The sequence below is a fragment of the Streptomyces sp. NPDC031365 genome, assembly GCF_055569765.1.
On the sequence record NZ_JBVIIM010000020.1, the window covers coordinates 1 to 14,543 of the forward strand.

Annotated in this window: 13 protein-coding genes; 11 read left to right on the forward strand and 2 right to left on the reverse strand. The window is 69.0% G+C overall.

What is annotated here, in order from left to right; genetic code table 11:
• Positions 1 to 443 precede the first annotated feature (443 nt).
• From ACZ5C2_RS25910 to ACZ5C2_RS25925, 4 genes are all read left to right on the forward strand, one after another.
• The gene (locus ACZ5C2_RS25910) at positions 444 to 1,451 is read left to right on the forward strand and encodes an AraC family transcriptional regulator (protein ID WP_468795848.1); all 1,008 of its coding nucleotides are present in this window, start codon (positions 444 to 446) and stop codon (positions 1,449 to 1,451) included.
• A gap of 80 nt (positions 1,452 to 1,531) precedes the next feature.
• Positions 1,532 to 2,659 (forward strand): MBL fold metallo-hydrolase, encoded by a 1,128-nt coding sequence (locus tag ACZ5C2_RS25915; protein WP_468795509.1) that lies wholly within the window; start codon positions 1,532 to 1,534, stop codon positions 2,657 to 2,659.
• Positions 2,656 to 3,504, forward strand: coding sequence for an SDR family oxidoreductase (locus ACZ5C2_RS25920; protein ID WP_468795512.1), 849 nt, complete (start codon positions 2,656 to 2,658; stop codon positions 3,502 to 3,504). Before ACZ5C2_RS25915 ends, ACZ5C2_RS25920 begins: the two co-directional genes overlap by 4 nt.
• A gap of 303 nt (positions 3,505 to 3,807) precedes the next feature.
• Entirely contained in the window at positions 3,808 to 3,978 is a 171-nt protein-coding gene (locus ACZ5C2_RS25925) for a hypothetical protein (RefSeq protein WP_468795515.1), read from the forward strand.
• Between the two features lie 80 nt (positions 3,979 to 4,058).
• On the opposite strand, the gene ACZ5C2_RS25930 is transcribed toward ACZ5C2_RS25925, so the two are convergent.
• Entirely contained in the window at positions 4,059 to 5,612 is a 1,554-nt protein-coding gene (locus tag ACZ5C2_RS25930; protein WP_468795518.1) for an ABC transporter substrate-binding protein, read from the reverse strand.
• Between the two features lie 400 nt (positions 5,613 to 6,012).
• On the opposite strand from ACZ5C2_RS25930, the gene ACZ5C2_RS25935 reads away from it, so the two are divergent.
• Positions 6,013 to 6,453: a hypothetical protein gene (locus tag ACZ5C2_RS25935; protein WP_468795851.1), complete on the forward strand. Its 441-nt coding sequence runs from the start codon at positions 6,013 to 6,015 to the stop codon at positions 6,451 to 6,453.
• Positions 6,454 to 6,456: 3 nt separating this feature from the next.
• On the opposite strand, the gene ACZ5C2_RS25940 is transcribed toward ACZ5C2_RS25935, so the two are convergent.
• Positions 6,457 to 8,040 (reverse strand): aldehyde dehydrogenase (NADP(+)), encoded by a 1,584-nt coding sequence (locus ACZ5C2_RS25940; protein ID WP_468795521.1) that lies wholly within the window; start codon positions 8,038 to 8,040, stop codon positions 6,457 to 6,459.
• A 118-nt stretch (positions 8,041 to 8,158) separates the two neighbouring features.
• On the opposite strand from ACZ5C2_RS25940, the gene ACZ5C2_RS25945 reads away from it, so the two are divergent.
• The 6 genes from ACZ5C2_RS25945 (at position 8,159) to ACZ5C2_RS25970 (ending at position 14,420) form a co-directional block, all read left to right on the forward strand.
• A complete protein-coding gene (locus tag ACZ5C2_RS25945; protein WP_468795524.1) occupies positions 8,159 to 9,328 on the forward strand; it encodes an NAD(P)/FAD-dependent oxidoreductase in 1,170 nt (389 codons plus the stop codon).
• Positions 9,325 to 9,579, forward strand: coding sequence for a (2Fe-2S)-binding protein (locus tag ACZ5C2_RS25950; protein WP_468795527.1), 255 nt, complete (start codon positions 9,325 to 9,327; stop codon positions 9,577 to 9,579). Before ACZ5C2_RS25945 ends, ACZ5C2_RS25950 begins: the two co-directional genes overlap by 4 nt.
• On the forward strand, positions 9,572 to 10,996 hold the full coding sequence (locus tag ACZ5C2_RS25955) for an FAD/NAD(P)-dependent oxidoreductase (protein ID WP_468795530.1): 1,425 nt from the start codon (positions 9,572 to 9,574) through the stop codon (positions 10,994 to 10,996). Before ACZ5C2_RS25950 ends, ACZ5C2_RS25955 begins: the two co-directional genes overlap by 8 nt.
• 19 nt (positions 10,997 to 11,015) lie before the next feature.
• Entirely contained in the window at positions 11,016 to 11,912 is an 897-nt protein-coding gene (locus ACZ5C2_RS25960; RefSeq protein ID WP_468795532.1) for a dihydrodipicolinate synthase family protein, read from the forward strand.
• 2 nt (positions 11,913 to 11,914) lie between these two features.
• Positions 11,915 to 12,916 (forward strand): proline racemase family protein, encoded by a 1,002-nt coding sequence (locus tag ACZ5C2_RS25965; RefSeq protein ID WP_468795535.1) that lies wholly within the window; start codon positions 11,915 to 11,917, stop codon positions 12,914 to 12,916.
• Positions 12,917 to 13,268: 352 nt separating this feature from the next.
• Positions 13,269 to 14,420 (forward strand): branched-chain amino acid ABC transporter substrate-binding protein, encoded by a 1,152-nt coding sequence (locus ACZ5C2_RS25970; RefSeq protein WP_468795538.1) that lies wholly within the window; start codon positions 13,269 to 13,271, stop codon positions 14,418 to 14,420.
• The last annotated feature ends 123 nt before the right edge of the window (positions 14,421 to 14,543 follow it).

Genomic DNA, 14,543 nt, shown 5'->3' on the forward strand with positions numbered 1-14,543 from the left:
TCAGCGGCCTTGACGGACTCGGCCTCGGTCACGTTGTCGCTGGTCATCGATGCATCTTCCTTGATCAGGAGTTACACCGATCGTTTTACAGTCCCCAACTCGGCGAGCAACGGATGGGTCTGCCGCCCTCGGACGGCGGGGGACGAGCCGTGGCAGCACGCGTCGGGCAGCTTCGGCGATGGCACGGACCGAGGCAAACGCAGTCTCCCGCCGCTCACGGTTGACCGCGGCCATGACGCCGGCGGTGACACCGACGGCTACCGGCTGCGGCCCGGCTCCCCGGCGCTCGCCGGCGGCCGCGCCATGGCCTTGCCCGGCAGCCGCGACCATTTCGGCAACCGCTCCCGGCCAGCTGCGCCCCGACCGGGGCGCCCACCTCGGCCTGCGGCAGGTAGCGGACCGCCACCGGTACCCACCGGGGCTACCATCGCCCGGTGGGTGCGATGATCCGGGGCGCCAGCCTGCGCGGCTTCGTGGGCCTGGTCGAGGAGCTAGGCGGGGACGCCGGGGAGTTCCTCGAGCGGTTCGCGATCCCTCCCGCGGCGCTCACCTCCGAGGCCGGGTTGGTCCCGATCACCAGCCATGACCTGATGCTCGATGCCGTCGCCCGCGATCTTCGCTGCCCTGACTTCGGCCTCCACCTGGCCTGTAACCAGGATCTCAGCGTCCTCGGCCGGCTGGCGCTGGCCATCCAGGCATCGTCCACCGCCGCGGAAGCGCTGAAGTGTGCGTCGCGGTTCATGTTCGTGCACAGTCCGGCACTCAGCATCGGGGTGGAGCCGGATCCGCAGGGGCGCCGTGAGGTGGTGGCGCTGACCTATCGGAAGGATCTGCGGGAGTCGCCGTACTCGCCGCAGGCCATGGAGCTCGGGATCGGCCTCTTCCACCAGGTGGCCCTCGCCCTGGCCGGCAGCCTGGCGGGCCTGCGGTCGGTGGAACTGCCGCACCAGCCGCTGTCGCCCGTGTCGCGCTACACCGGGTTCTTCGGCGTGGATGTGCGGTTCGGGCGCCCGGTCGCCGCACTCCGCGTGGAACGGCGGCTGCTGGACGAGGAGTTCCGCAGCGCCAACGCGGCGATCCGCCGACTGGCCGTCGACTACCTGGCCGGTCACCACACCGATCCTGAACGCCTGGTCTCCACGCGGGTGCGGCGGGCGCTGGCAGCGAGCGTCGGCAGCACGCCGCCGTCGATCGGCAGCATCGCCCAACTGCTGGCGATGCACCCGCGCACGCTGCAGCGGCGGCTGGCCGCGGAGTCGACCGGCTTCGGCGAGATCCTCGACGGCGTACGGGAGGAACTGGCGCTGCGCTACCTCGGCACCACCGATCTGCCGCTGGGGCAGGTGGCCGCGATGGCCGGCTTCTCGGGTCAGTCGGGGCTCAGCCATGCCGTACGGCGCTGGCGGGGCGTCAGCCCGAGCGAGGTGCGCCGCAGGCTTCGCGGCACCTGACGAGATTGTCGCGCTGGAGCAAATCCCGCCCGGCGTGGGCGGGCATCCTGCTGGCCGACGACGAGAGCAAGGGGTGCCCCATGGCGAATGCCGCGATCGACAGACTGGCCGGGATCGGTGCCCGACCGATCCCCGAGTTCGACGGCGTGCATGACGTATGGCCGCGCGGCGAGCGGCTGCGCGCGGTCCGCGAGGCCGCCGCCGCGTACAAGGAGCGGTTCAAGGCCCAGGGCCAAGTGCGCGCGGTGCGGTCGGTCGACATCGCCGCAGCTCCCTATCCGGTCAAGTACGCGTTCCACAACGCCGTGTCGGTGTCTGCACTCCCGCTGATCTCGATGATCAACCGCATGATCGTCGTGCAGTACGACGACTTCGACGGCCGGGCCCGCACTCTGGTCTTCGAGCCGACGGTGCCGGACGGCTCCGCGGAGGCACCGTTCTACCGCAATCTGCAGAAGGTGACCGACAAGGTCCCCGGCGGCAAACTCCTTGAGCGGGCGGTGCTGAGGTACTACGCAGAGCCCGGCGACGTGCTGCGGCGGCTGGGGCTGTCCCCGGACGACATCGACTTCTGTACCTTCGACCACCTGCACGTACAGGACCCGCGGATGATCCTCGGCTCCACCGAGGTCATCGAGGGCGAGACGGCGGCGCGGAAACCGCTGTTCGGCGCAGCGAAGATGCTGGTGCACAGCCGCGAGCTGGCGACCCTTCAGTCCCTGCACCCGATGCAGTGGGCATGGTACGTCGACGGCGGTCTGGGTGGCGTCGACCCGGACAAGTTCGTCACCTTCGACGGCGACATCGAGCTCGGCCCCGGCGTCGCGCTGCTGTGGACCCCCGGACACACCGACGGCAACCACTCCCTGGTCCTCAACACCCCCGAGGGCGTCTGGGTGTCCTCCGAGAACGGCATCGCGCTGGACAACTGGCAGCCGGAGCTGTCCAAGATCCCCGGCGTGCGGCGCTATTACGAGACCTTCGGACGCGAGATCTGCCCCAACGCAAATACGCTGGAGGACTCCCTCGACCAGTACGACTCGATGGTCAAGGAGAAGATCCTCGCCGACCGGTGCAAGGCGGACCCGCGCTGGCTGCAGATCCTGCCCTCGACCGAGCTGGCCCCGTGGAAGCGGTTCTGGCCGGTGGTGCCCACCTATGTCCACGGCGGGATCGCCTACGGCGAGATCAAGGACGGTCGGCGATGAGGGGCCTCCCCGCCGGTGCCTTGGTCACCGGGGCCGGCCGCGGCCTCGGTCGGCTGATCGCGGCGATGCTGGTTGAGCGCGGCCATCGCGTGCTGGTGACGGATGCCGACGAGGAGTCGGCGCGCGCCACGGCGGCGGGGCTCGGCCCCGACGTGTTGTGGGCCGCCGTGGACGTACGCGACGAGGAGCAGGTCGCGGCGGCCCGGGACCGTATCGTGGCGGAGGCCGGAAGGCTCGACGTGTGGGTCAACAACGCCGGCGTGCTCGTCACCGGCCCCGCATGGAAACAGTCGCCGGCCACCCGGCGCCTGATGCTGGAAGTCAATGCGCTCGGCACCGTCACCGGCACCATCGCCGCCATCGAGGCCATGCGGGACGCGGGCGGCGGACACATCGTCAACGTCGTGTCACTGGCAGGGCTGACCGCCGTCCCGGGCGAGGCGGTGTACGCGGCTTCCAAGCACGCCGCGATCGGTTTCAGCCTGAGCACACTCGCCGACCTGCGCCTGGCCGGGCTCAAGGACATCGACATCTCCTGCGTCTGTCCCGACGGCATCTGGACCCCGATGCTGCACGACAAGCTCGACGACCCCGCCTCCGCGCTGTCCTTCTCCGGCAAGTTGCTCATGCCGGACGAGGTCGTCGCCGCGGTACGGAGGGTCCTGGACCGCCCCCGCCCGGTCACCGCGGTGCCAAGGTGGCGGGGATGGCAGGTGCGGCTGGCGGACGCTCTGCCCACGCTCGGGCTGCGTGCGATTCCGCTTGCGGTCGCGCAGGGCCGGCGGGCGCAGCGCAAGCTGCGGAGGAAGCACCTGCCCGACGGCCGCGGCAGATCCGCAGGGTGACTGTGTCTGCCGGGGCGGCGCTATCCTGCGCGGATGACCCACGAGCTGGAGCTGACATCGCCCGTCGAACTCTGCCTTGACAACGGGCGGTTGAACCCGGCTGCCGTCGGCTTGACCCGGCGTCCGCTTGTACGTCCACTTCTGTCTCCCGATGCGGACGTCGATGGCCATAGGTCTGCTGCGCTCGCCCTCGAGGCGGGGAAACGGAACGGTGGTGCCCAAGAGGGGGTGCCGCCGGGGGACGCTTGTCCATGGTGCCGTCGCTGCCGGGTACGGACCTGATCTCGGACAGAGGTATGCGCCATGTTCCTGTCCCGTGCGTGCGCTGCGCAGGATGAGGCCGGCGCGCTTCTTCTTGCCCTGCTCGTGGAAGAGGACGGCATTGCCCGTTCGCAGGGGCGCGGTTATGTACTCCTCCAGGTCGCCGCGGGGCTGGTCCCACAGCTTCTTGCCTGCCACGCCGCCGGGATATGAGACGGATGGGCCATGACCCAGTCCCCCCAGAACACTCCGGAGCCTCCATCGGACCCGGAGCGCTTCAGCCACCCGAATCACTAAATCCAGGTCAGGCGCCACAGACGGAACACGCCCGTGCCGTCCGACAAGTACTGACCGCCGCCGATGTCGTCGCTGGTGACCACGTATTCCTTGGCCTGCCACAGAGGAATGACTGGAACGTCTTGGACGACGACCTCCTGGATGGCCTCCAAGTCGGCGCCTGCCTTGCCCCGGTCGGTGAAGCGCTGGCTCGCCGCGATCATCCGGTCCACAGTCTTGCTGCTGTAGCCGGTGTTCATGGTGCCCCCTGTACCGATGAGCGGTCCACCGAAGGTGTCCGGGTCGGGAAAGTCGGCCACCCAGCCGACAGCGTAGGCGTCGAGCCTGCCACCAGCCCAACGCTTCTGGAACTCACCCCAGTCGTAGCCCACGAGGTTCACCTCGAACAGTCCCCCCTTCTCGAGCTGCTCCTTCAGCTCCTTGGCCTCCTCTGCGGCGGCACCGCGGCCCTCGGAGTAGGCATAAGTGAAATGCACCGGCATGTTCACACCGGCCTCGGTGAGCAGTCGGCGCGCCTTTGAGGCATCCAGCTTGGGGTAATGATCGAAGAACGAGGTGGTGTGCCCGGTGATGCCCGTCGGGATCAACGAGTAGAGCGGAACGACAGTGCCCTCGTGGACGGTGGCCGCGAGCCGCTCGCGGTCGATCAGCCAGGCCATGGCCTGCCGGACCCGCGGGTCATGCAGCGGCTTGCCCTCACGTGTGTTCAAGTAGAGGTTGCGGGTTTCGGCGCTGTCCGCCTCAAACACGCGCTGGTCGGGGTCGCTGGGGCTCAGGTCGGCGAGGACATGAGGCGGAAGCTGGCGGGCGGCGACGTCGATCCGGCGGTCATTCCACGCGTCGTTCAGGCTGATGGCGTCATCGTAATACCGAAGCTCGACAGGCTGTCCCATCTCCTTGGCGGCGCCCCGGTAGTTGCCGTTGGGTGACAGGACAGCCCTTTTGCCTTCTGCGTACGACGCGAGTGTGTACGGTCCGGTGCCGTCGACCTGCTCGCCACTGCGCAGGGAGGCGGCCGGGTATTTGGTGGAGTCGACGATCGATCCGGCCCCGGTGGCCACCTTGAACGGGAAAGTGGCGTCGGGTGAGGACAGAACGAAGGTGACGTTCTGTCCGCTCGTCCGCACCGAGTGGAGAGTGTCCAACACGGACGACGGGCCGACGTCGGACTTGATCCTCTTGACGCGGTCGAAGGAGAACTTCACGTCTTGGGCGGTCATCTTGCGCCCGCTCGGGAAGGTGAGCCCGTCGCGCAGTTCACAGCGGTAGATTCGCAGGTCGGCGGCGGCAAATGCACAGCTTTTGGCCGCGTCCGGTACGGGCTCGGCGCGGCCTGGTCCGACAGTGAGCAGCGTTTGGAAGACATTGCTGAACAGGGCCAGGGAGCCGGCGTCGTAGGCCCCGGCCGGGTCCAACGAGGTAGCGGCGTCTGTCGTGCCGACCTTGATGGTCCCGCCTGACGTCTCCTTCGGCAGCAGGATCCAGCCGGACACCCCTACGACGGCGAGCACGAGCAGCCACGCGAGTCTTCGCTTCTGAACAGATGACACCGGTCCCGTCCTTCCCTGACCCCAAGGGCCGCCACACACATTCCGCGCTCTAAGAGGTGTGACAGGCTACATAGTAATGTGAAATTTTACAGCTCATCATCAGGGGGATCCCGTTACCGAGCCGTGTCCGATGCTCCGCCTCCCGTCTTCGTGTTGATCGGCCAAGGGCTCGAGAGCGTCACGATCCGCCGGCTTGCCTCGCTGCCGGCTGAACTCGTGAGGCCGCCGGGTCCTATCGGACAACTTCGACCTTCCTCCGTGCCGCGAATGGGGCAAGGGGATGCGGTTCTTCGTCGTCTCCTGGGCGTTGCGGTACGGACACGCTGAAGTCGCGGAGGTTCTCGCGTCGGCCGGCGCCTCAACGGCGCTGGACATGACGGACGCCTTCGTCGCCGCCTGTATGCGTGCGGATGCTGACACGGTCGCGGCTCTGGGACCAGAGGCCCTTGCCCGGGCGCTGACCAATACCCCGGACCTAGTTGTATTGCCCTGCGCGGCTGAACACCGCAATGCGGCAGCAGTTCGGCTGCCGGCCGAGCTCGGCTTCGAGGTGAACCACCTCCTCCACTGCACGCCGCTGCACGAAACGGTGTGGAATGACGACGCGGAGACAGTGCGGACCCTCATGGAGCTGGGTGCGGATCCTCGGATCAAAGACACGGAGCATGACGCGTCTGCCCTCGGCTGGGCCCAATTCAGGCAAACGGCAGGTCGGAGCGATTTTGCGAGGCCTTACCCCGTAGGCTCGCTCAGCCGGGCCCCGCATCGGGCCCGGCTGGCGGAAGCACGGGGAGGGGCGTCCCCTCGTCCGTTCGGCGAAGCCGGCATGTGCGGCCGGTAGCGGCTACCTCGGCCGTGGTTCGAGCGTGCCGTCGACGAGTCGGGTGACACCCAACGGGTTGGCGGCGCGCAGTTCTTCGGGGAGCAGGGCGTCGGGGAACGACTGGTAGCAGATGGGGCGGAGCCAGCGTTCGATCGCCAGGGTTCCGACGCTGGTCGTACCGGGCGAGCTCGTCGCGGGCCAGGGTCCGCCGTGCACCATGGCGTGACCGACCTCGACCCCTGTTGGCCAGCCGCCCCACAGGATGCGTCCGGCGAGCTCCTCCAGAACGGGCAGGAGACGCACAGCTGTCGCCAGGTCGGCGTCGGTGCCGTGGAGAGTTGCCGTCAACTGCCCCTCCATGCCTTCCAGCAGGCCAAGGAGTTCTTCGACACCGGACCACCGCACGACGAGCCCGGCGGCCCCGAAGACCTCACCGGAGAGGTCCTCATGAGACGCATAGGTCGCAGCATCGCATTCAAGCACCACAGGGCCCGGTGCATACGGGCTCTCCCCGGGCTTTCCCTGGGCCAGCAATGAGACGCCGTCGACGGCCGCCCACCGTCTCGACCCCTCGATGCATGCCTCCGTGATGCCCGGAGTGAGCATGACCCGTCCTGTCGTGTCGGCCACCGCCTGCGCTATGGCCCTGCGGAAGGCGTCACCTGCCGTACCCGCCGGCAGCAACAGCAGGCCGGGATTGGTGCAGAACTGACCTGAGCCATTGGTCAGCGACGCCACATACGCGGTGGCGAGGTCGGCAGGATCGGCCAGGGCTCCGTCGAGGACGACCACCGGGTTGACCGCCGACATTTCGGCATGGACGGGGATGGGCACGGGCCGAGTGTTCGCGGCCTTGACCAGCGCCAGGCCTCCGGCCCGGGACCCGGTGAATCCGACGGCCGTGATCCGTGGGTCACGCACGAGGGTCTGACCGACTCCGGTACCGCGGCCGACCAGCAACGAGAAGACGCCGGCGGGCATGCCGGTGTACTGGGCGGCAGAGACGACGGCGCGGGCGACGAGCTCGCAGGTGCCCGGGTGCGCCGGGTGCGCCTTGGCTATGACGGGACAGCCCGCGGCCAGTGCGGATGCGGTGTCACCGCCGGCGACGGAGAAGGCCAGCGGGAAGTTGCCCGCACCGAACACGGCGACAGGGCCGACGGGCATCCTGCGCAGGCGCAGGTCCGCCCGGGCGAGTGGCAGACGCTCCGGGAGCGCGGGGTCCACGCGCACACCGAGCGCGTCCCCGCTGCGGACCAGGTCGGCGAACATGCGCAGTTGTCCACAGGTGCGTCCGAGTTCGCCGGTCAGGCGGTCCCTCGGCAGTCCGGACTCGCTTGCCGCGAGGTCCAGGAGGCTGTCGCCGAGTGCCTCGATCTCCTTCGCACAGGCATCGAGGAAGGCGGCCCGACGGTGCCCGGGCAAAGCCCGGTACTCGCGGGCGGCAGAGGCGGCCAGACGGGCTGCCTGCGCGACATGGCCGGGTGATGCGTCCCGCAGCGGGGGGCCCAGGGGCTCAGACGTCGCTGCCTGGACGCCGCGCCAGGGGTCGCCCGTGCCGGGAATGTCACAGCCGGCCACGATCGAGGTTCCAGTCAGATGCACAGTTCTCCCTCTCCCTACCCTGTTGCAAAAAAGTCGTACTGCCGTCGGCGTTGTCTTCACGTCGGTCGGATGTATAACCTAAGCAATAGCATGTGACATTGCACAGAGGGGAGGGTTGATGACCCTGAAAGTCGTCGTCGTGGGTGCGGGCGTGGTCGGCGCCGCGTGCGCCTTCCACGCCGCCTCGGCGGGCCTGGACGTCACGGTCGTCGACCGGGGAGCCGTCGGCTCGGGGACGACGAGCCGCGGAGAGGGCAATATCCTCCTCTCCGACAAGGAGCCGGGTCCCGAACTCGATCTGGCTCGCCTGAGCCGTGCCCTGTGGGATGAGGCCGGTGAAGAGCTCGGGCGCGACTCCATCGAGTTCGAGACCAAGGGCGGCCTGGTCGTCGCAAGCACGACCGAAGGCTTCACGGCACTCCGCGAGTTCGCCGTACGGCAGGCGATGGCCGGAGTCCAAACCGAACCGGTCGATCACGTTCGTGACCTCGAACCCCACATCGCACCAGGGCTGCCCGGCGGTGTCCACTATCCGCAGGACGCCCAGGTGCAGCCCGTCCTCGCTGCGGCCGCACTGCTGGACGTCGCTGTACGGCGCGGCGCGCGCCTGCACACGGGCGACGTCGCAGGCGCGGTGACAAGCCGCCAGGGCAGGATCACCGGCGTCCGGACCACCGCCGGTGACGTCCTGCACGCCGACGCCGTAGTCAACGCCGCCGGGACCTGGGGCGGTGAGGTCGGCCGGCGGCTCGGCGCGCCCGTCGAGGTGCTGCCACGCCGTGGCTTCGTCCTGGTGACCGAACCGCTGCCGCCGATGGTCCGGCACAAGGTCTACTCGGCCGACTACATCGCCAATGTCGCCTCGTCCGAGGTGGGACTGGAGACCTCCTGCGTCGTGGAGGGCACACGCGGCGGCCCGATCCTCATCGGTGCCAGCCGGGAACGTGTCGGCTTCGACATGACGATGAACACGGCCGTGGTCACCAGGCTCGCGGCACAGGCGTGCCGGCTGTTCCCGTTTCTGCGCGGTGCCCACCTGATCCGCGCCTACCGCGGCTTCCGGCCGTACTGTCCGGACCACCTGCCGGTCATCGGACCGGATCCGAGGGCCCCAGGGGTCATCCATGCATGCGGTCACGAGGGCGCGGGTATCGGTCTCGCTCCCGCGACCGGGGCACTCGTGACGGCCCACCTGCTCGGAGGACGTCCCTGGCACGGCGCCGATCCGACAGCGCACACCGGACTTCTTCCCAACCGCCTTTTCACCTCTGGAGGTGCGTCGGAGTGAGCGAACTCATCATCGACGGCAAGCCGCTGGAGTTCGTCGAGGGACAGACCATCGCCGCAGCCCTCGTGGCCGCGGGCCGGGTCGCCTGGCGCACCAGTCGCGTCGGACACCGCCCGCGCGGCGTCTTCTGCGGGATCGGTGTCTGCTTCGACTGCCTGGTGACGATCGACGGCGTCAGCGGGCAGCGAGCCTGCCTGGTTCCGGCACGTGCGGGCATGGCCGTCACTACCGGGGAGGGCACCGGTGAGTGAATCGACCGACCTCATTGTCGTGGGAGCGGGCCCGGCCGGTATGGCCGCGGCGGTCGCCGCCCTGGCCGGTGGGCTACGCGTGGTGCTCATCGACTCGGGCACCGCCGTCGGCGGTCAGTTCTGGCGTCACCCGCCGGAACACGCGCGGTCGGCGATCCCGACCGAGGACCTCCACCACGGATTGCGCGAGTACCACGTCCTTTGCGATGCGTTGTCGGCGCACTCGCAGAAAGGCCGGCTCGACCTGCGCCTGGCTCAGCACGTGTGGTCCGCGGTGCGTGAGGACGGCGGATTCACAGTCCACGCGGCCGACCGGCGCCGGGCGCCCGAGGAGAGCGCCGTGGTTCTGCGCGCGCCCAGCCTCCTCGTGGCGACCGGGGCCTACGACCGGCAGCTGCCGTTCCCCGGCTGGGACCTACCGGGCGTACTCACCGTCGGCGGTCTCCAGGCCTTGCTCAAGGGCGGCGGAGTCGCGGCCGGCAGCCGCGTGGCGCTGGGCGGTACCGGCCCGTTCCTGCTGCCGGTCGCCGCAGGTCTCGCGGCACGCGGAGTCGAGGTCGTCGCGGTCTGCGAGGCCGCCAACCCGCTGGCGTGGTTGCGGCATCCCGGCCCGCTGCTGCGCAACCCCGCCAAGTGGACGGAAGGGGCACGGTACGGCGTCACGCTCGCGCGCCACGGCATCCGGGTCCGCCCGCGCACGGCGATCACCGGCGCCGAAGGAGACGACCGGGTGACGTCGGTCTGGATCGCCTCGCTGGCGTCCGACGGCAGCCCGCGCCCCGGCACGGAACGACGCGTGGAGGTCGACGCCGTCGGTGTCGGCTGGGGATTCGCACCGCAACTCGACCTGTTCGTCCCCCTCGGCTGCGAACTCGTGGGCGCTGAGGACGGCAACGCCGTCGTCGCCGTCGACGACGGACAGCGCACCACCGTTCCCGGACTCTATGCGGCGGGCGAAGCATGTGGAGTGGGCGGGGCGCCTCTCGCGGTGAGTGAGGGACGCCTTGCCGCAGAATCGGTCCTCGCCGATCGCGGAGCCGCTCCCGTGCTGGGGAGAAAGCGTCTGGCCGCGGTGCGCGCCACGGTGGCCAGGCAGCGCGCCTTCGCACGGGCGATGGGCCGTGCCCACCCGATCCCGGCGGCATGGCCCTCGTGGTTGACCGACGAGACCGTCGTATGCCGGTGCGAGGAGGTGGACGCGGGCACGATCCGCGCGGTCTGTGCCGACGGCACGGTGCGCGACCACCGGCAGGTCAAGCAGCTGACCCGGGCGGGCATGGGCTGGTGCCAGGGCCGGATGTGCGGGCCGGCGGTGCACTGCCTCGTGGCAGAGGGCCGGGCCTACACGCCCGCGGAACGGCTCGTCGCGACGCCCGTCAGCCTCGGGGCGCTCGCCGACCTCGATCAAAAACACTGACACCTTCCAAGGAGCACACATGACAGAGAACCGCATGCCGTGGCACGGCGTCGTCGTCGCGACGAGCCTCCCGCTCGACGACGACCTCACGGTCGACTTCGGCGCCTACGGAGAGAACGTCGCCTGGCTCGCGGAGCAGGGACTGCACGGTGTCGCGCCGAACGGATCGCTGGGCGAGTACCAGACGCTGACGTACGAGGAACGCGACCGTGTCGTCGAAACGGCAGTCGCCAACGCCCCCGACGGGTTCACCGTCATGCCCGGTGTCGGCGCCTACGGCGGAGGTGAGGCCAGGCGGCACGCGCAGTTCGCCAAGGATGCCGGCTGTCAGGCGGTCATGTGCCTGCCGCCCAACGCCTACCGTGCCGACGACCGCGCGGTCCTCGAGCACTTCGAGTCGGTGGCCTCGGTCGGCCTGCCCGTCACCGCCTACAACAACCCCATCGACACCAAAGTCGACCTGCGCCCGGATCTGCTGGCCAAGCTGCACGCCGAAGGGTTCATCGTCGGTGTCAAGGAGTTCTCCGGCGATGTCCGGCGCTGCTACGAGATCTCCGAGCTGGCGCCAGGGCTCGATCTCATGATCGGCACCGACGACACCGTGCTGGAGGTCGGCATCGCCGGCGCCAAGGGATGGGTCGCCGGGTACCCGCAGGTCTTTCCCCGAGCCTGCCTGGCGCTGTACAACGCGTCGGTCACCGGCGACCTCGACACGGCTCTGCCGCTCTACCGTCAGCTGCACCCGATTCTCCGCTGGGACAGCAAGACGGAGTTCATCCAGGCCATCAAGCTCGGCCAGGACATGATCGGCCGGCGTGGTGGCGGCTGCCGCCCGCCGCGGCAGCCGCTCGCCCCGGAGACGGAGGCCGTCGTGCGCGCGGCCACCCAGGCCCTCATCGACGCCGGAGTCAACTGACGATGCGCTCATCTGTCTGTTACCACGCTGTCGACTCCCACACCGAGGGGATGCCCACCCGCGTGATCACGGGCGGCATCGGCGTCCTCCCCGGGGCGACGATGTTCGAACGACGGCAGCGGTTCGTCGCGGAACGCGACCACCTGCGCACTCTGCTCATGTGCGAGCCGCGCGGACACGCGTCGATGTCCGGGGCGGTCCTGCAGCCCCCGACCCGGCCGGACGCCGACTACGGCGTGCTCTTCATCGAGGTCTCCGGCTGCCTGCCGATGTGCGGACACGGCACGATCGGCGTCGCGACGGTCCTCGTGGAGACCGGAATGGTCGAGGTGGCCGAGCCGGAGACCCTGGTCCGGCTCGACACACCGGCGGGCCTGGTCACGGCCCGTGTGCGGGTACGCGACGGCCACGCCGAATCGGTGACCCTCGAGAACGTGGCATCGTACTGCCACGCACTCGACCAGGTCGTCGATGTCCCGGGATACGGGGCGGTGCGTTACGACATCGCCTACGGCGGCAACTTCTACGCCTTCGTCCGGACCGAGGATCTCGGTCTCCCCTTCGACCGGGCCGAGAAGCAGCGGCTGCTCGACGCCGGACTGGCCGTCATGGACGCGATCAACAAGCAGAACCCGGTCTCCCACCCCGAGAACCCGGACATAGACGTGTGCCACCACGTCTATCTCGAGGCCCCCGGATCGACCGCGGAGCACTCACGGCACGCCATGGCAATCCATCCGGGATGGTTCGACAGGTCGCCCTGCGGCACGGGCACCAGTGCCCGGATGGCGCAGTTGCACGCCCGGGGGCAGCTGCCGGCCGGCCGGGACTTCGTCAACGAGTCGTTCATCGGCTCCCGGTTCACCGGCCGCATCCTCGGCGAGACGACGGTCGGGGACCGCCCGGCCGTCCTGCCGTCCGTCACCGGCCGCGCCTGGATCACCGGCACCGCGCAGTACCTGCTCGATCCGTCGGATCCCTACCCGGCGGGCTTCACCCTCTGAGTGTTCTTGTATGCCGCCCACGCGGCATACAAGAAGGCCAAAAGTCACACATACATCACAGGTGCCGCCGCAGCTTCCGTCTCACAAGGCCGATGGCTATTGTCAGTGCAATGTCACACATCGCACTGAGTGGCATTCGCGCAACACCGCACAGAGCACCCATGCGACAACGGCGCAGCCGGAACGGCGCGCATGTCGCTTGCGTATGCCATTGGCAAGTCCTGCTCCACGGGCATCAGCCGACCCCTAATGCAATGTCACACGTTGCATTTTTGTGACGCCACGTATCCCGGGAGCCACTTCAGCCGTCGGGCAATCGCCCGGCGGTGGACCACGCGAGACGGAGTAAGACATGACCATCGTTCGTCGCGCCGTCATGGCGGCGACCGCCATGACGCTCGGGCTCGGCCTCACCGCGTGTGGCGGCGACCTCACCCAGGAAAGCTCCGGAAGCGACAGTTCCGGCACCATCAAGCTCGGCATGCTCACACCGCTGACCGGCAGCTCGGCCGCCATCGGCCCTTACATGAGGGACGGCGCTCAGCTGGCGGTCGACGAGATCAACGCCAAGGGTGGTGTCAACGGCCGTAAGCTCTCGCTCACCGTCGAGGACGAGGCGTGCGATCCGAAAACAGCCGCCGCCGGCGCCGCCAAGCTCGTCAGCGCAGGCGTCAAGATCTCGGTCGGCGGCTACTGCTCCTCGGCGACCCTGCCCACGCTGAGCATTTTCGACAAGGCACACATTCCCATGATCGTGCCGGCGGCCAACTCCGCCGACCTGCTGGCGGAACAACGGCGAAACGTGTTCCTGATCAACGGCACCGGCATCCAGCAGGCCCAGGCCGCCTCGAAGTTCATCAAGGCCGAGGGCAGCGGGAGAGTCGCCCTGGTCGACGACAACACCTCGTACTCGACCGACATCACCAAGCGCACCCGGGACGAACTGGGGCTGCTCAACATCAAGGTCGTCAACCACCAGTCGGTCACCGCAGGGGAATCGGACTACTCGGGCGCCGTCAACGCCGTGCTGAACTCCAAGGCGGACTTCGTCTACTGGACGGGGTACTACCAGGAGGGTGGCCTGCTCATCAAGCAGCTCGGGGCCGCCGGTTACCAGGGCAAGGTCATGGTCGCGGACGGCTCGGTCGACGGCAAGCTGATCAAGATCGCCGGCAAGAGCAAAGCGCAGGGCGTGTTCGCGACGATGACCCAGACGCCGCAGACCATCCCCGGCGGCCAGGCGTGGATCGCCAAGTACAAGAAGAAGTTCGGCTCCGACCCCGGTCCGTACTCGACGCAGGCGTACGACGCGGTGCGCGTCGCTGCGGAGGCCGTCAGAGTCGCCGACTCCACCGACGGTCAGGCCATCATCGAGACACTCGAGCAGATCGACGGATTCAAGATCTTCTCGGGCCCGCTGAACTTCACCATTCAGCACACGCTGGAAGTGGGCGGCTTCGACATCCTCGTCGTCAAGGGCGACAACTTCGCCCTCAACAAGTGACGCCGGCCGGGGGGGGGGGGGGGGGGGGGGGGGGGGGGACGGGGGGGGGGGGGGGGGGCCCCACGCGACCGCCACAGAAGCCCGCGCACCCCCTCCGCCCCCGCCCCTTGCTCTGTCTTCTTC

What these genes read in the sequence shown, in the direction of transcription:
- ACZ5C2_RS25925 (WP_468795515.1), top strand. Translation starts at nt 3,808, where the DNA reads ATGTTCCTGTCCCGTGCGTGCGCTGCGCAGGATGAGGCCGGCGCGCTT.
- ACZ5C2_RS25970 (WP_468795538.1), top strand. Translation starts at nt 13,269, where the DNA reads ATGACCATCGTTCGTCGCGCCGTCATGGCGGCGACCGCCATGACGCTC.
- ACZ5C2_RS25935 (WP_468795851.1), top strand. Translation starts at nt 6,013, where the DNA reads ATGCGTGCGGATGCTGACACGGTCGCGGCTCTGGGACCAGAGGCCCTT.
- ACZ5C2_RS25965 (WP_468795535.1), top strand. Translation starts at nt 11,915, where the DNA reads ATGCGCTCATCTGTCTGTTACCACGCTGTCGACTCCCACACCGAGGGG.
- ACZ5C2_RS25945 (WP_468795524.1), top strand. Translation starts at nt 8,159, where the DNA reads ATGACCCTGAAAGTCGTCGTCGTGGGTGCGGGCGTGGTCGGCGCCGCG.
- ACZ5C2_RS25910 (WP_468795848.1), top strand. Translation starts at nt 444, where the DNA reads ATGATCCGGGGCGCCAGCCTGCGCGGCTTCGTGGGCCTGGTCGAGGAG.
- ACZ5C2_RS25915 (WP_468795509.1), top strand. Translation starts at nt 1,532, where the DNA reads ATGGCGAATGCCGCGATCGACAGACTGGCCGGGATCGGTGCCCGACCG.
- ACZ5C2_RS25920 (WP_468795512.1), top strand. Translation starts at nt 2,656, where the DNA reads ATGAGGGGCCTCCCCGCCGGTGCCTTGGTCACCGGGGCCGGCCGCGGC.
- ACZ5C2_RS25960 (WP_468795532.1), top strand. Translation starts at nt 11,016, where the DNA reads ATGACAGAGAACCGCATGCCGTGGCACGGCGTCGTCGTCGCGACGAGC.